The sequence below is a fragment of the Parafrankia sp. FMc2 genome, from assembly GCF_041008525.1.
Taxonomy (GTDB): Bacteria; Actinomycetota; Actinomycetes; order Frankiales; family Frankiaceae; genus Parafrankia.
Genome location: NZ_JBFLUG010000062.1, coordinates 16,777 through 36,274 on the forward strand (window position 1 = coordinate 16,777; position 19,498 = coordinate 36,274).

The following is a 19,498-nucleotide window of genomic DNA, read 5'->3' on the forward strand; positions in this document are numbered from 1 at the left end:
TGCTCGCGCTCAGGTCAGGTAGGTGAACAGGTGGATGCCAGCGCCGCCCGCCGCCGCGAGGACGGTGCCGTCGGGATGCCAGGAGATGCCGACGAGGGGGCCGGTCACCCGCAGCGCGCAGCGGCATCGCCCGCCGGCGACATCCCAGAGCCTGATGGCGCCGTCGCTGCCGGCGGTGGCGAGCACGGTGCCGTCCGGGGAGAACGCACAGCATTCCGCCCAGTGCGTGTGACCGGTGAACACCTGCACGACCTCACCGGTGGAAACCGCCCACAGCCGCACGGTGTGGTCATCGCTGGTGGTGGCGAGCAGGGCACCGTCGGGCGAGAACGCGCATCCCATCACCGCGTCCGCGTGTCCGCTCAGGAGAGCGTGCTCGGTGCCGTCCGCGACGTTCCAGAGCCGTGCTGTTCCGTCGCTGCTGGTGGTGGCGAGCAGGGCGCCGTCCGGGGAGAAGCCGCTGTGGTTGACCACGTCCTTGTGGCCGGCGAGCACCGCCCGCGCGGCACCGTCGGGGACACTCCACAGGTGTGCGGTCTGGTCCTGCCCGCAGGTGGCGAGCAGAGTTCCGTCCGGGGAGAAGTCGCAGTCGCGCACCCATCCGAGGTGACCGTTCAGGCGGGCCACCTCACGGCCGTCGGCAAGATCCCAGAGCCGGGCAGTGCCGTCGTTGCCGGTGGTGGCGAGCAGTGACCCGTCCGGAGAGAAGGCACAGCCCCGGATACCTCCGATCTGGCCGATGCGCCGCATCTGCGCCCGGTCGGCGACCCGCCACAGCGTGACGGCGTCGTTGACCGCACTGGTGGCGAGCAGGGAGCCATCAGGCGAGAACACGCACCTGTTCAGACGGGTGGTGCTGCCGGTCAGCATGCTCCGGACCGAGGCGTCGGCGACATTCCACACCCGGACGGTCTGGTCGTGGCTGGCGGTGGCGAGCAGGGTTCCGTCCGGGGAGAACGCGCACCCCCGCACGGCCGCGCTGTGACCGGTGAGGAGCCTCTCCGCCGTTCCCGCGGTGATGTCCCAGAGGCGGGTCGTCCCGTCGTGGGCGCTGGTGGCCAGCGACCGGCCGTCCGGGGAGAAGGCGCACGCCCAGAGCCGGCCCGCGCTCGTGGTCAGCGCCGCCGCCGGGGCACGGTCGGCGATGGTCCAGAGCCTGGCGATCTGATCATCGCCGACCGTCCCGAGCAGCGTGCCGTCCGGGGAGAACGCGCAGTCGCGGATAACGCCCTGGTGTCCGTACAGCGCTCCGGCCGGGGTGCCGTCGGCGCTGTTCCAGAGCCGGACCGTCCGGTCGCCGCCGACTGTGGCCACCAGCCGGCCGTCCGGGGAGAACGCGCAGCTCCACGCCTCGTCGCCGTGCCCGTCGACAGACCAGCGCTCAGCCCCGTCCGCGATTCCCCACAGCCGCACCGAGCCGTCCCTGCCGGTGGTGGCGAGGAGGGTCCCGTCCGGGGAGAACGCGCAGCCGGTCACCGCGGCCGGATGGTGCAACGCCGACCGCATGGTGCCGTCGGCGACAGTCCACAGGCGGACGCAGTGGTCGTTGCCGGCGGTCGCGAGCAGGGCACCGTCCGGGGAGAACGCGCACCGCCAGATAGCGGCGGTATGCCCGGTGAGGACCGTGCGCACGACCGTGTCCCCGAGAGTCCACAACCGCGCCGTGCCGTCGTCGCTGACGGTGGCGACAGTGCTGCCGTCCGGGGAGAACGCGCAGCTGTAGATGCCGCCGGCATGGCCGGCTGTCGCCGAGCTGGGCCGGGCTGAGCCGGGCTGGTCAGGTGGCGGCCAGGCGGGATCGAGGCGCGGCCTGGGGAGGGCCGCGCGGTAACGCGCCAGCGAGGTCTCGCTGCCGGGCAGCCCGTCCAGCCTGCTGGCCAGGGTCGCGCCGAGGGCTGCCGGCGGGTCGATCGGTCCGAGCAGGTGCGCGGACTGTTCCAGCCGCGTGGCCAACGCGGTGCACAGCGATGTGCCCGCCAGTTCGAGATCCGCCACCGTCCCGACGACGGATCCGAGCCGCCGGGTTCTGGCCTCGACCCAGCGCAGGTCGCTGACGAGGGCGACGAGGTGCTCATGTCGGCCGGCCTCGTGCAGATGGTGCGGCAGGAAACGCCACAGGTAGGTGTGATCATCTGGCAGGTTCCACCACGGCGTTCGGTCATCCTCAGTCACCGGCCCCGGCAGCAGGGCGGCGGCCGCGTCGACAAGCCGACCGTGGGCCGCGGTCCGTTCGTCGACACCGATCTGCTGGCGCAGGTAGGCCCGGATCACGTCGTGCAGAACCAGCCGCGGGCCGGGCAGGTCCATCCGGTAGTCGGCTACCAGCCCGAGCCCGGCCAGGTCGTCGCACAATGCCTCGACCTGGCAGTTCGTCCAGAGCAGCGTGAGGACGTCCAGCGGAATGTCGACGTCCTCCGGAAAGATCGCGAGACTGACGCAGCGTTCGCGATCATCGGCAGCGATCAGGTCGAGGCTCGCCTCGACGGTCGCCGTGACGGCCCGGGCCCGTTCCGCGGGCCGAGCCGGATCGAGCGCGGCAGGTCCGTGCGTCGAGAGCAGGCGCAGGATGTCCTCGGCCGCGTGGGCGGGACCTCGCCCTCGTCGCACCTGGCGGCACAGTACGCCGTTGATCAGGTTCAGCAGCACCGGCCAGCGGCCGGCTACCGTCGCCAGCCGGTCCACCACTGCTGCAGGCAGGTCATCGACCCGGTCGACGACCATCGTCGCGGCCTGGTCGACGGACATGACGTCGACCGCGATCCGAGGCCCGTCCGGCGGTAGCAGAGCCGGGATCCGGGTGGTGACCAACCGGGTGCACGATCGGCCGCCAAACCTGAACGGCCGCAGTTGCGGATACTCCCAGACGTCGTCGATGACGAGAAGGACCGGCTCCTGCCTGTCGAGCAGCCGGCCCAGCTCCGCTCCGGCAGCGTCCGGATCGGAGATCGCCGGTCGGCGGCCGGTGAGAACGAAGGCCAGGTCGTTGATCCGCTCGGCGAGGTTCGTGCCGTGCACCTCCTGGCCCAGCGTCACCCACAGCAGCCCGCCGGGAAAGCGGCGTCTGATCTCCGGATGGTGGGATGCCCACGTGGCCAGCGTCGTCTTCCCGAAGCCGCCGGCGCCTTCCAGAGTGGTGGTCAGCCCGACCTCGGCCGGGCCGGGTGCGAGCAGCGCGGCGATCAGCCGATCTCCCAGATCGGGTCGTTCCACCATTCGATCCAGCGGCGGGGCCATCCACGGCCGACCGCGGGTTGTCGCCGGGTCGCCGACGACGGGGCCGTTCTGCCCCGGCCCGAGAAGGGCGGGCGGTGACGGGCTCCACTGCAGTCGCAGCTCGTACAACGCGTGGAGCACCGCATCGTCCAGTTCGTCCGGCGTGGCCACTGTCTTGACCACCAGGTCCGAGCGGAGCAGGCGCTCACGGAAACCGTCGACGGCGGCGCTGTCTCGGTCGACCAGTGACCGCGGCACCGCCGTCTCCTCGTCCAGCAGGAAGACGAGACGCGGTATCCCGGCCGCGGTCGCGGTGAGGAACTCCAGTTCGGTGTACGAGACCCCGTCAGTACGGTCCGGCACGCGTGAGCCGTAGCGGAAACCCACAATCACGAGGTACACGTCGCACATCTGGACTTGCTGCCGGCAGTACTCGGCCGGCGGCTGGCCGCGTGCCGCGAACTGCGCCATGTCGACCGGGCGCAGTTCGGCTTTCAGCACCGCCTCGACCGCTGCCTGCACAAATGATCGACCCAACGGGTACGTGGCCATCTCGGAGGTATGGCTGATGAAAACGGCACCCCCACCGGTCACATTCCGCACATTACTCGGATCGACCCCAGTTCGTTGCGGTCCGGACGAAACGGGGCTGGCATGCGGCCGGCCGGACCGGCCCTGATGAGCCGCGGTCGGGCCCAGGTGTTGCTGCCGTCCGCCGCGGCTGGGCTGCGCCAGGCTTCGGGCCGTGATGCGGATGAGCGCGTTCCTGCCCTGGCCGAGGCCGGCAGGTTCCGGCACACGGTCGCGTGAGCAGACCAGGGGCCCCGCTGGATCCGGGGCTGCCCGGGTGTCGGTGCTGCTCAGCGGGAGCGGATCCTGCTGAACCGGAGCGAGCTGATCGGTCAGGCGGGGCGGCGGCGCGGGCGGCGCAGGATCCGCCGGTGGTCGACCAGCGTGGTCCGGAACAGGTCGCGGGACGACTTCAGCCGGTGGAACATCGAGTCCGGTCCGGCGACGCACAGCTCGGTGACGTCGAGGTCGCGCAGTGCCTGCACGGCGTCCAGCCAGCGGATCGGGCGCACCAGGCCGTCGGCCAGGTCGGCGCGCAGCTCGGCCGGGTCCTTCATCAGCCGGCCGTCCTGGTAGGAGACGACGGGGATCCGCGGCGCGGACAGTTCGTACCGGTCGTACACCTCGCGGACCATCCGGTCCCGCAGACCGGCGAAGATCGCGGCGTGGGCGGGGGGCCAGGTGGTGTGCAGCGAGTACCCGCCGGCGTCGCTGATCGCGGTCTTCAGCGCGTCGAGCTCGCCTTCGGGCAGTGACAGCATGTGGAAGTCGGGGTCGAGATAGCCGGAGATCTCGTGCCACACGCCGCGGGCGTCGAGGCCGGCCAGCAGGTCCGCCAGCTGCTGGCCGCCGACCCGGACGAACGAGTGGGTGACGATGTCTCGGTGCTCGGTGGCGAAGTACTCGCGTTCGACCCGCGCGATCTCGTCCACCATCTGGATCACGGACCCGAAGGGCAGGGCTCCGGTGTAGGCGAGCGCCGGCCGTTCCCCGAAGCTCGGCCCGACACAGTAGGCGGCGTCCAGGCCCTCCGCCTCGGCGTTGTCGGCCAGGGCCAGGCACGCCACCGCGAACGCGAGCTGCACGGCGACGGACTGGTCGTCGTTCTCGTCGGCGTCGGCGAGCGCGTCGGCCAGGTGGTGGCCGAGTGCCTCGTCGGCCTCGGCGAGCCGGCGGCGGGCGTGCGGGTCGAGGAGGAGGTACTTCCCGAGCTCCCGCGGACGTACCGGTGCGAACGCGGGGAAGACGATGGCGGCGGTCACGCACCGGCCCCGGTGGACTCGGTCGAAACGGCCTGCGCGGGCACCACGGCATCCACCGGCACCACGGCGTCGGCTGCGGGCCCGCTCGTGGCCTCGGTGGCGAGTCTGATCAGTTCCTTGCGGTCGGGCTTGCCGTTGCGGTTGAGCGGGAGCCGGTCGAGGACCACCACCCGGTTGGGCCGCTCGTAGGGCGGCAGGACGGCGCAGATCCGCTCCCGCCACAGGGCCGCCTCGGCGCCCGCCTCGTCCTCGACGAAGAAGACCAGGGAGCTGCCCCGCCGGTCGTCCGGCAGCGGGACGATCTTCACCGGGCACCCGCCCGCGGCGAGCCGCGACTCGATGACCTCCGGGTACAGCGTGTGGCCCATCCGGTGGACGGCCAGTTTCCGCCCGCGGACGAACAGGTTGCCGCCCTCGTCGAGGTGGCCGAGGTCGCCGGTGCGCCGCCAGCCGCGCTCCGCCGGCTCCACCGAGCCGCTCTCCTGGAGGTAGCCCTCCATCATGTCCGGCGAGTCGACGAGGATCTCGCCGAGCTCACCGGGCGGCAGCCAGGTGCCCTCGTCGTCGGCGACCCCGATCCGGATGCCGTCCACCGGGCGGCCGGCGCCGACCGGGTTGTCGAGGGTCGCGAAGGTGATGTTGCCGAGCTCGGTGCTGCCGTAGCTGTCGAGCAGCGGCTGGCCGACGAGGTCGACGAACCGCTCGACCAGGGTCGGGTCCAGCGGCGCGGCACCGGTGCACAGCATCCGCACGGTCGCGATGTCGTCGGCGGATGCCGACCCGCGCCGCACCATGTTCCACAGCGTGCGCCAGGTCGCGGGCGTCGCGTCGATCACCGTCGCACCGGTCTGGCCGGCCATCCGCACCGCGCGGTCCAGGCGGCGGTAGGGCGCGATGACCAGGGAGCAGCGCACGAGCCAGGCGATGACCACCATGGACAGCCCGTACTGGTGCGAGAACGGCAGCAGGGGCAGCAGGACGTCGTCCGGCCGGTGGCCCATGTGCCGCGCGTTGCGCTCGAGGTTCTCCAGGAACCGGGCGCCGGTCTTGACCACGCCCTTCGGGGTTCCGGTCGAGCCGGACGACCACATGATGAGCCCGTCGGGCAGCCCGCGCCAGGTGTCGAGCACCAGCCCCGCGCCGGTCCCGCGCTGACCGGGCTGACCGGGCTGACCGGGCTGACCCACCTGACCGGGTTGACCGACGTGGCCGGGCTGACCGACGTGGCCGACCGCCGCGGCGAGGAGCTCGTACAGGAAGATCGTCGGGACGCCGTCGGGCGGGCTGGCGTCGTCGTCCACGACGGCGAGCGCCACGGAGCCCAGCCGGCAGATCCGGGTGGTCTCCGGCGCCAGGTCCTGCTGGTCGACGAGCACGATGGACGCGCCCGCGTGCATCAGCGCGAACAGCACGGTGACGTAACCCGCGGAATTACCGCCCTTGAGCATCACCCGGGTGCCGGGTGAAACCCCGCGTTCTCCCAGCACGCCGGCGACCGCGACGGCGGTCCGCTCGAAATCCTCCAGCGTCTGCGCGGAGTCGGTGGCGAAGATGGTGGCGGTCATCGGATGAGATCCCGTCCTTCCCGAATTCCGCGGGCGCAGGCCCCGGGGTTCAACACCGCTCGGCCGCGGACCGGATTCGAACACCGGCCGCTGCGGCCATGGCCGGGGAGACTGGGTGCAGGCTATGGATCGCGGTGATGAAGGGCCAACCCCTGTGCTGCCCCTAGCCGCCCTGGCCGGCCTCACCGCGGGAGAAAAGAGAAGCGGGACTCAGTCGAGAACAATGCGGACCGGGATGCGCCGGAACCACTCGTCGAGGCTGAGCACCAGCTCGACGCCGCGCCGCATGACGGGGGCGAGCGGTGTGCCCTCGTAGGCGAAGGAGCCGAGCATCCGGGTGAGGCCGGTGTCGAGCAGGGGCAGCAGCGGCGATCCGGTGTCATCGAGGGCGGCGTTGAGCCGGTCCCTCAGCGCCGGGTCGTAGGAGGGGTCCTGCACGCTCGGGTAGGCGCTCTTGCGGCGTTCGAGCACCGACGCCGGCAGCAGGTCGGCGACCGCCGCGCGCAGCAGGCTCTTTTCCCTGCCGTCGAACGTCTTCATCGCCCACGGCACGTTGTAGACGTACTGGACGAGCCGGTCGTCGCAGAACGGCACCCGGACCTCCAGGCCGTTGGCCATGCTGGTGCGGTCCTTGCGGTCGAGCAGGCCCTTGAGGAACCGGGTGAGGTTCAGGTGGGAGATCTCCCGCATCCGCCGTTCGGTCGGGTCGGCGCCCGCCACGTGCTCGACCTCGCCGAGTGCCTGGCGGTAGGCGGCGTCGCAGTAGCCGGTCAGGTCGAGGGTCCTGGCCAGACCGGCGTCGAACAGGCTCATCGAGCTCTGACTGACGTCTGTCCCCTCGCCGGCCGGGTTGAGGGCGGCCATCCAGGGGAAGGTGTCCGCGGCCACCAGGTCGGGTTCGTGGAACCAGCGGTAGCCGCCGAACACCTCGTCGGCCGACTCCCCGGACAGCGCCACCGTCGAGTGCTCGCGGATGGCACGGAACAGCAGGTACAGCGACACGGTCATGTCGCCGAACGGTGAGGGCAGGTCGCCGGCGAGGAACGTGCGGCCGCGGTGCACCGGGTCGATCAGCTCGGCGGCCTCCAGCACGATGTCGGTGTGCACGGTGCCGGTGTGGCTGACCATGTCGCGCACGAACGGCGCATCGTGGGCGGACCGCAGGTCGTCCGGCTGGAAGTTGTCCGCCTGCCCGGCGAAGTCGACCGAGAAGGAACGCAGGTCGCCGCCGGCACCGCCGGCCCGCGCGGCGCCCTGCGCGAGGGCGGTCAGCGCGGACGAGTCGAGGCCGCCGGAGAGCAGCACGCACAGCGGGACGTCCGCGACGAGCTGTCGTGCGGTGATGTCCGCCAGCAGCTCGCGGACGGTACGGATGGTGGTGGGCAGATCGTCCTCGTGCTCCCGGGTGGTCAGCTGCCAGTAGCGCCGGCGGTGCAGGCCATCGGCGTCCACGCGGACCACCTCGCCGGGCAGCACCTCCCGCACGCCCCGGTACACGGCATGACCGGGGGTGGTCGCGAACGACAGCAGCTCCCGCAGCCCGTCGCCGTCGATCTCCGCGGGGACCTCGGGGTGGGCGAGGATGCCCTTGAGCTCGGAGGCGAAGACCACGCCGTCCGGCGTCGCCCGGTAGTAGAGCGGCTTGACGCCCATCCGGTCGCGGACGAGCAGCAGTCGGCGCTCGGCCGCGTCCCACAGGCCGAAGGCGAACATGCCGTTGAGACGGTCGACGAACGACTCGCCCCACCGCAGGTAGGCCGCCAGGACGACCTCGGTGTCGCTCGCCGTCCGGAAGCGGTGCCCGTGGCCGCGCAGCTCCTCGCGCAGCTCGGTGAAGTTGTACACCTCACCGCTGTAGGTGATCACCGCGAGGATCCGCCCGTCGTGCTCGACCGTCATCGGCTGGGCGCCGTTCGCCAGGTCGATCACCGCGAGCCGGCGGTGGCCGAGGCCGGCACTGCGGTCCAGCCAGATCCCCTCGGCGTCGGGGCCGCGCAGCGCCATGGTGGCCGTCATCGCACGCACGACGGCGCCCTCCCGCCGCAGGTCACGCCGGAAGTCCACCCAGCCGACGACACCGCACATCCGCGGTTCCTCCCTACGACAGGTGCGGCCCCCACGACAGGTGCGGCCAGGGCCAGTCCCGTGCGCCGCACCGGGAAGAGGGGTGACGGAGGCATCCCCGATCCGCACGTCTTTGGCGGCAGTCTGTGCGGCGGCCCGCGGCCGCGGCCACCCCAGACGTTCCCCTAGCAACCTGACCCGACGATCACGGGTTCGCCTGCGCAACGGCAGGCATGGAGGACAGCCGCCGCCGATGCGGAACGGCCTTGCGGGCCGGCAATAATACAACACGAATCACGCAACCACTAAACCGGGCCGAAATCGGCAGGTAATGGACTGGTACCGGCCGAGCCAAGTCCGGGTGAGACCAGGCCGGACGGTCGGCGGTCCAGACCGCTACTCCCGCCACGCCCGGCCGGGGCCCACCGGATCGGCGCCCCGCCGGCATTCCCTGGCGGCGGACAGGCTCCCGGCGGCGCAACCTCCCTGGTGACAGCGGGTTGCCTGCCGTCACAGGACGCCCCGACACACTGTGCGCGACCTAACAGTTGCGGCGAATCCGGGCGCGCGTCGCGACGGAATGATAACCAGCCGCCACGCAAACAATGCACTGTGCGGCGCTGGGACCGATCCTGCAACAACCATCACGACACGTCCCGGAAAACTTCGGTCAACCTGATGTTCGTTGTCGGCTGGCCCGAAAGAGTGACATACTCACCACACCGAGGACTTCCGCGCGACCTTGCCGCGCGCCGACGCAGACCACCATGGACGCGGTGCCTGCTTCAGATGTTCACCCGACTGTCCGTCCAGGCAGCCGGCGAAAGAATAGAGCGAATGTCCGTCGTACACATCCACGTTCCCGGGTGTGCAAGAGAGAGCAAGGAACGGTGCTCGTCGAACGCAAACAGCACATGAGCAGATTCGAGGACGCGCTCACCCGCTGCGCGGAGGGCGTCGGGACGTCGGTTGCGATCGTCGGACCGCTCGCCAGCGGGAAGTCCAGCCTCGTCCGCAGATTCACCGATCGCGCGACGGAGGAGGGATTTCTCGTTCTGAAGGGAACAGGAACCCGTACGGAAAGGCGGCTCCCGCTGGGCCTGGTGGACCAGTTCTGCCATGGCTCACCGGTCCTTCGCCAGGTCGCACACAGCCATTTCGCGCATTCCTACCGGGCGTCGGAGGAGTTCGCCACCGTTCCCCACGAACTCGCCGACCGCTGGCTGGCACAGCTGCTGCACACCACTGCGGCGGCGCTGCATCAGGTCAGCGAACAGCGCCCGGTCCTCGTCGCCGTGGACGACCTGCACCACGCGGACCCGATCTCGCTGCGCTGTCTGCTCTACCTGACCCGACGCATCGACCAGTCGCGCATCATCACGCTGCTGTGCGGACGGGATCTCAGCGAGCCGACGGACCCTCTGCTCTATGCCGAGCTGATCGACCAGGCTCCCGGCGGGCCACTGCGGGTACCCGCCCTCTCCTCGGTCGCTGTCCGCGACCTGCTCACCCGACGGCTGCCGGACGCCTCCCCCGCGCTGGTCGCCTCCTGCAAGGCCGCGACCGGGGGAAACCCGCTGCTCGTACAGGCGCTCGCCACCGATCTCGCGGGCCTCCCCGACTCCCGGGCCAAGGTCGACCGGGGCGGGCAGGTGGCGGCCGGGGCGGAGTACGCCCGGGCGGTCCACCGCTGCCTGGACCGCTGCGACCCGGAGGCCCAGCGGGTGCTGCGCGCGTCCGCCATCCTCGACGTGGAGCTGCCGGCCGGGATCATGCCGCTGGCCCGGCTGTCCGCGTTGGACAGCGCGACCGTCGAACGCAGCGCCTCCGTACTGGCCGCGGCCGGCCTGCTGCGCTCCGGGCGGCTGCCGCACCCACGGGCCCGCCAGGCCGTCCTCGACGGCATGCCGGCCCCGGAGGTCGCACAGCTGCACCTGCGCGCCGCCCGCCTGCTCTACGACGAGGGCGCGACGCCGGTGTCCGTCGCCCGGCACCTGGTGCGTACCGGGGGTGATCTCGACCCGTGGGCGGTGCCCGTGCTGCGGGAGGCGGCCGAGCAACTGCTCGGTGAGCCGGGTGAGAGCGCCCTGGCGATCCGCCTGCTGCGGCTGGCACACGCCATCAGCGGCGACCCGGAGGAGCGGGCCGCGCTGCGGGCGATACTGCTGCAGATCGAATGGCGTGCCGACCCGGCCCAGGCCCGGCACCGGCTGCCCCAGCTGGGTGCGATGGCCCGCGAGGGGACGCTGTCGCTGCCGCACGGCATCCTCGCCGTCCACGGCATGCTCTGGTTCGGGCAGGTCCGGGAGGCGCGGGCGGTCCTGGACCGCCTGGCCGCCCGCGCCGTCGACGACGACCAGCAGGCCGAGATCCGTTTCGCGCAGGTCTGGGCGAACCTCGCCTACCCGGGTTCGGTCGGGCGTCCGGCGGCGGACCTCGACGCACCCGGCCGCCGGCCACGGGACCGCACCAGCACCCGGGAGGTACTGGCCTGCGTCCTGGAGACGGTGCTGAACAAGGCCCCCGGCAACCAGGCGGTGACGGCGGCGGAGCAGTTCCTGCAGCAGTGCACGCTCGGGGACGCCACGCTCGCGCCGATCGCGGCGTCCCTCGGGATTCTGGTGCACGCCGACCATCTGGAGACCGCGGCGCTGTGGTGCGACCGGCTGCTGGCCCAGGCCGCCGAGCACGAGGCGCCGACCTGGCAGGCGGTGCTGGGCTCGGTGCGGGCGAAGGTGTCGCTGCGCCAGGGCCGCATGCTCGACGCGCAGCGGCATGCCGAGGCCGCGCTGGCCCGGATGTCCGTCGAGAGCTGGGCGACATCGCTCGGCGCGCCGCTGGCGACGCTGATCCAGGCGATGACGTCCCGCGGCATGATCGAGGAGGCGGCGGCGCACCTCGACCAGCCGGTGCCCGAGGAGACGTTCCAGACGATCTGGGGGCTGGAGTACCTGCAGGCCCGCGGCCGCTACTACCTTGCCGCCGGGCGGCCCGACGCCGCCCTCGACGACTTCCTCACCTGCGGCGACCTGATGGACCGGTGGAACATCGACCTGCCGGACATCGTGGCGTGGCGGCTGGACGCGGCCCGCGCCCACCTGGACCTCGGTGACACCGACCAGGCGCGGAACCTGATCGAGGTGCAGGTGGCACAGCTCGGCTCGGTGCCGAACCGGCCGATGGGCCTCGCCCACCGGCTGCTGGCCGCCATCAGCCCGGTGGCCCAGCGCATCGCACTGCTGCGCGAGTCGGCCGCGATGCTGCGGCGGGTCGGCGACGACCTGGAGCTGGCGTACACCCTGGCCGACCTCAGCCGGGCGTACCAGGTCGCCGGCGACTCCACCCGGGCCCGGGTGACCGTCCGGCGGGCCTGGCAGCTCGCCACCGACTGCCACGCCGACGCACTGCGCCGGGTCCTGCTGCCCGACTTCGACGAGGCCGACGCCGCGGAGCCGCAGCCCACCGTGGACACCGCCACGCTGAACGCGCTGAGCGAGGCCGAGCGCCGCGTCGCGGCGCTCGCCGCGCAGGGCGACACCAACCGCCAGATCGCCAACAAGCTGTTCGTGACGGTGAGCACGGTGGAGCAGCACCTGACCCGGGTGTACCGCAAGATCGGCGTCACCCGCCGCAATGATCTGCCGGCGAAGCTGCCGGCGGAGTTCAGCGAGATCTCCTGACGCCCGGGCGGGCGGGCACCGGCGCGCGCAACCGCCCGCCGAAAGGTGCCGGCCCGCCGCCGGCGCACCTTCTGTCCATCGAACGGGGGACACCCATGTCCGTCCTTCGGCGGTCCCGCCAGTCGGCGGACGGCGCCCACACTGCACCCGTGACAGATGCGGTTCGCGTGCGAGGTCTCCGCAAGCTCTACCGCGGGGTGCCCGCGGTGGACGGTGTGGACCTCGACATCGCCCACGGCGAGATCTTCGCGCTGCTCGGCCCGAACGGCGCCGGCAAGACCACCACCGTCGAGATCCTCGAGGGGTTCCGCAAGCGGGACGCCGGTGAGGTGACCGTGCTCGGCGCCGACCCGCAGCGGGCCCCGATGAGCTGGCGGTACGGCATCGGCCTGGTCCTGCAGGACGCCCACGACATGGCGGAGCTGACGGTCGCCGAGACCGTCGCCCACTTCGCCCGCTACTACCCGACCCCCCGCGACCCCGCGGAGGTCATCGAGCTCGTCGGCCTCACCGCGGCGGCCGGCAAACGGATCCGGATGCTGTCCGGCGGCCAGCGCCGCCGGGTCGACGTCGCCATCGGGGTGATCGGCCGGCCCCGGCTGCTGTTCCTCGACGAGCCGACCACCGGCTTCGACCCGGAGGCCCGCCGCCAGTTCTGGGACCTGCTGCGCGACCTCGCCGGCACCCAGGACACGACGATCCTGCTGACGACGCACTACCTCGACGAGGCCGAGGCTCTCGCCGACCGGGTGGCCGTGATCAGCGCCGGGCGCATCGTCGCCGTCGGCCCGCCGGCCACCCTGGGCGGGCGCAGCGCCGCCGACGCCCGGCTGCGGTGGATCGAGGGCGGCGCCGTGCGCACCCTCGAGACGCCCGAGCCGACAGCCGCGGCCCACGCGCTGTCCCAACGCCTCGGCGGCGAGATTCCCGGCCTCACGATCACCCGCCCGACCCTTGAGGACGTCTACCTCACCCTGATCGGGAGCTCTTCGTGACGACCCAGCCGGCCACCCACAGCCCCCGCGCCTCCGGGGCAGCTGGAGCAGCTGGAGCAGCTGGAGCGGCCTGGGTACGGCCGGTCGGGAGGCCACCCGCGCTGTGGCGGCTCGTCCTGGCCCGCGGGGCGCTGGAGCTGCGGCAGTTCTTCCGGGAGCGGGACGCGGTGGTCTTCACCTTCGCGCTCCCGGCGGTACTGCTGATCCTCCTCGGTTCCATCTTCGACACCCAGCTGAACGACCGGGCGATCGTGCCCGGCATCCCCGCCAGCCAGCTGCTCACCGCCGGCATGATCGCGGCCGGCATCGCGTCGACGAGCTTCGTCAACCTCGCCATCGGCATCTGCAGCGACCGCGACGACGGGACGATCAAGCGGCTGCGCGGCGCGCCGATGCCGCCCATCGCCTACTTCCTCGGCAAGGTCATCCTCGTCCTGGTCACCGCGCTGGCCGAGGTGGCGATCGTGATGACCGTCGGCATCGCCCTGTTCGACCTGAGGCTGCCCACCGACCTCGGGCACTGGCTGACCCTGGCCTGGGTCTTCCTGCTCGGTGTCACCGGCTGCGCCCTGCTCGGGGTGGCGATGAGCAGCGTCCCGCGGTCCATCCGCAGTGCCGCCCCGGTGGTCAACCTGCCGTTCCTGGTGCTGCAGTTCATCTCCGGCATCTTCATCGTGCCCATCACCGAGCTGCCGTCGCTGTTCCAGCATGTCGCGGCGCTGTTCCCGCTCAAGTGGATGGCGCAGGGCTTCCGCTCCGTGTTCCTGCCCGACTCCGGGGTCGCCCTGGAACCGGCCGGTGCCTGGGAGCACGGCCGCATCGCGCTCGTCCTGTCCGCCTGGTGCATCGGGGGGCTCATCCTGTGCCTGACCACCTTCCGCTGGCGGAGCCGCCGGGACTCGTGACCGGCGACGGCGACGGCGACGAGTGGCTGCGCCGGCTCCCGCTCTGGGACGCCTACTTCGCCCTCGTCGTCGCCGTGGCGCTCGGGTTCGTGCTGCTCGGGCCCGACGTCCCCGCCGACCGGCGGGGGGCGGGCGCGCTCCTGGTCGCCGCGCTCGGCCTGGGCTACCTCGCCGTCGGCCGGCGGCTGGTGCGCAGCCGCCGGCAGGGCTGGCCCGCGCTGGTCTACCAGGCCGCCGTCGTCGCGCTGTTCACCGCGGCGGCCTGGCTCGTCGCCGCCAGCTCGGTCATGCTGTTCGCCCTCGGGGCGCAGGCGTTCCTGATGGTCGGCGCCGCGGCCGCCGCGCTCACGGTCACCGCGCTCAACCTCGGCTGGCTACTCACCGCCCTGCTCGCCGGGCCGGAGCTGCCCCGGCTCGCCGGCGGGCCGCTCCCGCTCGCGCTGCTCGCACTCGTCGCCCTGCTCCTGGCGATCGTGATCGGGGTGTGGGCGCACCACATCATCCGGCAGAGCGCCGAGCGGGCGGCCCTCATCCGGGAGCTGGAGACGACCCGCGCCGAGCTCGGCCGGCTGTCCTACGAGTCCGGCCGGGCGGCGGAAAGGGAACGCTACGCCGAGGCCATCCACGACACGCTCGCGCAGGGCCTGTCCAGCGTCATGATGCTGATGCAGGCCCTCGACGCCGCTCTCGACACCGACCCGCCGCGTGCCCGGCGCCACCTCGACCTCGCGCTGCGTGCCACCCGGCAGAACCTCGCGGACGCCCGCGCGCTCGTCGCCGCCCGCCCCGCCCCGCGCGCCGCGCCGGCCTCCCTCGGACACGCCCTGCGCACCGAACTGGACCGGCTGGCGGAGCTCCACGAGGTCGCGGGCACGCTGCGGGTCGAGGGCACCGCCCGCCCGCTGGGCACCGCCCGGGACGTCGTCCTGCTGCGCGGCGGCCAGGAGGCCCTGGCCAACGTCGCCAAGCACGCCGCCGCGTCCCGGGTCACGATCGCTCTGCGCTACCGCGACGACGCGGTGACCCTCGAGATCCAGGACGACGGCCGCGGCTTCGCGCCGTCCGGCGCAGGCCCCGCGAGCGGCCCGGCCGGGCACGGCCTGCCGTCACTGCGCCGGCAGGTCGACCGGGCCGGCGGCCGGCTGACCATCACGTCGGCGCCGGCCGCCGGCACGACCGTCCGGCTGGAGCTGCCGACGTGACCGACATGAACGACGCGAGGCAATTGAACGGCACGAGCGGCGCGAACGGCATAAACGGCGCGATGGGCGCGAACGGCGCGGGTGCCGCGGGTGCCGAGATCCGGGTGCTGCTCGTCGACGACCATCCGGTGGTCCGCGCGGGGATCCGGGCGATGCTCGATCCGTACCCGGGGATCAGCGTGGTCGGTGAGGCGTCCTCCGGCACCGCCGCCGTGCGGCTGGCGCAGGCGCTCCTCCCCCAGGTCGTCCTCATGGACCTGCGGATGCCCGACGGCGACGGGGTGACCGCCACCGCCCGCATCCGGGCGGCGCTGCCCGCGACGAAGGTGCTCGTCCTGACCACCTACGAGGCGGACGGTGACATCCTGCCCGCGGTCGGCGCCGGTGCCGCGGGCTACCTGCTGAAGGACACCACCCCCGCCGACCTGGCCCAGGCGGTCCGCGCCGCGGCCCGCGGGGAGACGGTGCTCTCCCCGTCGGTCGCCGCCCGCCTGTTCGACCGGATGCGGGCCCCCGAGCCGGGGCCGCTCTCCGGGCGGGAGGTCCAGGTGCTCCGGCTGGTCTCGCGCGGCAACACCAACGCCGAGATCGGCCGCGAGCTGCACATCGGCGAGGCCACGGTGAAGACCTACCTGGTGCGGATCTTCCAGAAGCTCGGCGTCTCCGACCGCACCGAGGCGGTCATGGCGGCGGTGACCGCCGGTCTGCTCTGAGACCCGCGGAGTACACGGTCACCGGTATGCGGTCACCGGTATGCGGTCACCGCGGCCATCGTGCCGGCCCACCAGTAGGTGCAGTCGGCCGGCGGCTGCAGCCCGGTGACCAGGCGCACCGTGAACGACGTGAAATGCTTCAGCAGCTCCCGCTGGTGCGCGCGGCCGATCGAGTCGATCTCGTTGGTGTAGTACGACAGGACACCGCCGGGCCGCAGATGCGCTGCGGCATGCTCGAAGAACTCGGCGGCGAGCACAACGGCCCGCGGGCCGAGCGTCCGGACGAAGTCCTGCTCGTTCGTCGGGTAGACGTCGTACAGGATGGCGTCGAACTCGCCGAGCTCGCCGAAGACGTCCCGCCAGTCCCCGAAGACCAGCCGGATGTCGCGGTCCGGCCAGCCTCGGCGCCACTGCTCGAACTGCTCCGCGACATCATGGTTGATCTCGATCAGGGTGTGGGAGCGCACTCCGCGTTCCTGGACGGCGGTCGCCGAGATTCCCATGCCGAATCCGACCTCCAGGAGGTCACCGCCGTTCGCGGCCGCGTTCTCGGCCAGCACCTTCATCAGCGGCAGCTCCCAGTCCTGCATGACCTGCTGGCCCTGGATCACCAGCTGGGACGGGTCGCTGTAGTCGGCCGGGCTGCCCTCCCAGTCACCCCTGATCAGCGGGCGGGAGGCACCTCCGACGAACTCCCGCTGGATCTCGTCGAGGTGTGCCAGGTCGCTGGCGAACTCGACGACCGCGCGGCCGAGCAGGAGATTGCGCTGGCCGACGCCCTTGGTACGCAGGAAGTCATCCCGCTTCATCGTCACCGAGATGTCGAAGTCCTTGAATGTACGCCGCATGCTCGGCCTATCCTCCGTCGCAAGACGATGAACCGGGAAGAACCTGTTCCGGGCCGGGAATTCCGTCAGCCCTCTCGATAGTCGCGTGATGTCGGCGGGCTGGGCTTCCCCAGACCGACCCCTAGTGCTCCGTCGACCGGTTCCCGGTCAGCGAACTGGTGCCGGTCAGTGGATGGCGGTCAGTGGATGGCGGTCAGGCGCGCCGCGGCGGCGAGGTCCGGGCAGCCGGCGAGCGCCATCGCGTCCTCCAGCTCCGCGCGCAGCAGACCCAGCACCCGGGCGGTGCCGGTCGCGCCCCCGAGCGCCAGGCCCCACAGCGCGGGACGACCGACGAGCACCCCGCCGGCGCCGAGAGCCAGCGCGCTGAGCAGGTGGGATCCCGTGCGCACGCCGCCGTCCAGAAGCACGTCGACCTTGTCACCGACGGCGGCCCGCACCGCGGTGACGACGGCGGGAAGCGCGGTCACGCTCGCCGCCGCCCCGTCGAGCTGGCGCCCGCCGTGGTTGGAGACGACCACCGCCGCGGTACCCGCCCGCGCGGCACGCACCGCGTCGTCGGGATGCAGGATGCCCTTGCAGATCAGGGGGAGGCTGGTCCGCTCCCGCAGCCAGTCGAGATCCGCCCAGCTCAGCGCCGGGTCGACCAGCGCGGCGGTCTGGGCGGCGAGGGCCGAGACGCCGGCCGGGAGGCGCTCGGCGTTCAGGGAGAAGTGCGCGGCGGTGACGTCCGGCGGCAGGGTGAAGGACCGGCGCATGTCCGCGAGGCGCCGGCCCATCCGGGGGGTGTCGACCGTCAGCATGAGGGCCCGGGCACCCGCCTGCTCAGCCCGGGCGACCAGCTCGGCGACCGCGCCGCGGTCACGGAGCCAGTACAGCTGGAACCACAGGTCCGCACCGGTGACGGCGATGTCCTCGACGGCGACGCTGCTGAACGTGCTGACGGTGAACGGCACCCCGGCGGCCAGCGCGCCGGCCGCGGCCGCCAGCTCTCCGTCGGGGTGCACCGCCCGCTGGTAGGCCATCGGGGCGACGGCCATCGGCGCCGGGACGTCGCTGCCGAGCAGCCGGCCCGCGGTGCTGACCGCGGAGACGTCGACGAGTACCCGGGGCAGCAGGCTGACCTGGTCGAGCATGGTCGTGTTGGCGGTCAGCGTGCGTTCGGTGCCCGCGCCGGAACGCACGAAGTCCCAGATGTCGGCGGGCAGCAGGCGGGCGGCGGCCTCTTCGGCGTCCGCCGGTGTCAGCAGCGAAGCCGGAGCCGGAGCCGGGGCCGGAGCCGGAGCCGGAGCCGGAGCCGGAGCCGGGGCTGCCGGGACGGCGACCTGACCGGCGATCTCGGCGTTCTCGGCCTGGATCGCGTCGTAGAGCGCGCGCACGTTCCGGTTGCCGAACGCCTGGGCGCCGTCCCGCTCGATGACCTCGAAGATCAGCGTGCGCCGTGGATGGCTGGACCGGGTGAAGATCTGATAGAGCAGGCCACCCTCCTCGCGGTCGGCGAGGATCCCACGGGGCTGCACCTCCTCGAGCGGGTGCCGGGTGAGGTCGACCCGGCTGACGAGCCGCTCGTAGTACAGATCCGGCGGGTCGAGGAAGGCCACACCGCGGTCACGCAGGATGTCGACGGTACGGGTCAGGTCGGTGGACGCGAATGCCAGATGATGCACCCCAGGGCCGCCGTGCCAGGACAGGAAGTCGCCGATGTGGCCTGGCTTGTGGTCCGAGCTCGGGGAGATCAGCGTCAGGGTGAGGTCGCCGGAGGGGCTGCGGACGGCGTTCGAGTCCATCGCCTCGTCGTCACGGACCATGATCTCCGAGTACACGGTGCGGAAGCCGAAGACGCGGTGGTAGTAGGCCGCGGTCTCGTCCAGCGTGCCGGCCTCGACGGCGACGGCCACGTGATCGAGCCCGGTCAGCCCGGTCATCGGGTCCGCGTCCGAGGCCGGGCCGAACCCGATCCCGTCGGCCACCGGGGTGAACCCGGGCAGCCAGGCCTCCCCCGCCCCCGGCCGCTCGACCAGGGTGTGCCGGATGTCGCCGAAGCCGCCGAGCACCGCGCACACCAGCCCGTCCCGTTCGGTGGGCTCGGCGACCACCCGCGCCCCGCGCCCGACGGCGTCGGTGACCGCGGTGCGCACGTCGTCCGTACGCAGCGCGAGGTCGCCGAAGCCGTCCCCGTGACGCTCGACGAACCGCGCGGCGGGATGGTCGGGATGCCGGCCCTCGCAGACCACCAGGTTGAGCCCGCCCTGGCGCAGCGCGACCGCGCGGCCCGGGCCGTCCGGGGTTCCGTCGTCGTCCGCGGTGGCGACGGGGTGGAATCCCCACCGGTCGGCGAAGTCCGCGGCGGCGGTGGGCGCATCCGCGGTGAAGTAGACGACGTGGCTGACGGTCAGCGGGCGCGCCGGCGGCTCGGCCGCCGCCGTCTGCGGGGTCAGGGTGTCGGTAGAGGTGTTCTTGGGCATGGACCGCCCCTCCGGGATC

11 protein-coding genes and 1 pseudogene are annotated in these 19,498 nt (G+C 72.5%); 5 read left to right on the top strand and 7 right to left on the bottom strand.

What is annotated here, in order from left to right; all coding sequences use genetic code 11:
* Positions 1-9: 9 nt before the first annotated feature.
* The 4 genes from AB1460_RS20965 to asnB all read right to left on the bottom strand — a co-directional run bounded on the left by AB1460_RS20965 (position 10) and on the right by asnB (position 8,695).
* Positions 10-3,807, bottom strand: a complete 3,798-nt coding sequence (locus tag AB1460_RS20965; protein WP_368963470.1) for a DUF4062 domain-containing protein — start codon at positions 3,805-3,807, stop codon at positions 10-12.
* 308 nt (positions 3,808-4,115) lie between these two features.
* Positions 4,116-5,045: an ACP S-malonyltransferase gene (locus tag AB1460_RS20970; RefSeq protein ID WP_368963471.1), complete on the bottom strand. Its 930-nt coding sequence runs from the start codon at positions 5,043-5,045 to the stop codon at positions 4,116-4,118.
* Positions 5,042-6,610, bottom strand: a complete 1,569-nt coding sequence (locus AB1460_RS20975; protein ID WP_368963473.1) for a class I adenylate-forming enzyme family protein — start codon at positions 6,608-6,610, stop codon at positions 5,042-5,044. The genes AB1460_RS20970 and AB1460_RS20975 overlap by 4 nt, the downstream gene beginning before the upstream one ends.
* A 210-nt stretch (positions 6,611-6,820) precedes the next feature.
* Entirely contained in the window at positions 6,821-8,695 is a 1,875-nt protein-coding gene (gene asnB / locus AB1460_RS20980; protein ID WP_368963475.1) for an asparagine synthase (glutamine-hydrolyzing), read from the bottom strand.
* A gap of 746 nt (positions 8,696-9,441) precedes the next feature.
* Between asnB and AB1460_RS20985 the strand changes: the two genes are divergently transcribed.
* From AB1460_RS20985 to AB1460_RS21005, 5 genes are all read left to right on the top strand, one after another.
* Positions 9,442-12,354: a helix-turn-helix transcriptional regulator gene (locus AB1460_RS20985; protein WP_368963477.1), complete on the top strand. Its 2,913-nt coding sequence runs from the start codon at positions 9,442-9,444 to the stop codon at positions 12,352-12,354.
* A gap of 167 nt (positions 12,355-12,521) precedes the next feature.
* A complete protein-coding gene (locus AB1460_RS20990; RefSeq protein WP_420497327.1) occupies positions 12,522-13,349 on the top strand; it encodes an ABC transporter ATP-binding protein in 828 nt (275 codons plus the stop codon).
* Complete coding sequence (locus tag AB1460_RS20995; protein ID WP_420497328.1) at positions 13,346-14,254, top strand: ABC transporter permease; 909 nt, start codon at positions 13,346-13,348, stop codon at positions 14,252-14,254. The genes AB1460_RS20990 and AB1460_RS20995 overlap by 4 nt, the downstream gene beginning before the upstream one ends.
* A complete protein-coding gene (locus AB1460_RS21000) occupies positions 14,212-15,456 on the top strand; it encodes a sensor histidine kinase (RefSeq protein ID WP_368963480.1) in 1,245 nt (414 codons plus the stop codon). Before AB1460_RS20995 ends, AB1460_RS21000 begins: the two co-directional genes overlap by 43 nt.
* A 62-nt stretch (positions 15,457-15,518) precedes the next feature.
* Complete coding sequence (locus tag AB1460_RS21005) at positions 15,519-16,169, top strand: response regulator (RefSeq protein ID WP_368963489.1); 651 nt, start codon at positions 15,519-15,521, stop codon at positions 16,167-16,169.
* A 32-nt stretch (positions 16,170-16,201) separates the two neighbouring features.
* Here AB1460_RS21005 and AB1460_RS21010 read toward each other — a convergent pair whose 3' ends face one another.
* From AB1460_RS21010 to hppD, 3 genes and pseudogenes are all read right to left on the bottom strand, one after another.
* Positions 16,202-17,017 (bottom strand): class I SAM-dependent methyltransferase, encoded by an 816-nt coding sequence (locus AB1460_RS21010; RefSeq protein WP_368963481.1) that lies wholly within the window; start codon positions 17,015-17,017, stop codon positions 16,202-16,204.
* A gap of 179 nt (positions 17,018-17,196) precedes the next feature.
* The gene (locus AB1460_RS38380; RefSeq protein WP_420497329.1) at positions 17,197-18,264 is read right to left on the bottom strand and encodes an alpha-hydroxy acid oxidase; all 1,068 of its coding nucleotides are present in this window, start codon (positions 18,262-18,264) and stop codon (positions 17,197-17,199) included.
* Positions 18,265-18,366: 102 nt separating this feature from the next.
* Positions 18,367-19,479 (bottom strand): annotated as a pseudogene (hppD, locus tag AB1460_RS38385) (4-hydroxyphenylpyruvate dioxygenase); the annotation flags it as partial.
* Positions 19,480-19,498 lie beyond the last annotated feature (19 nt).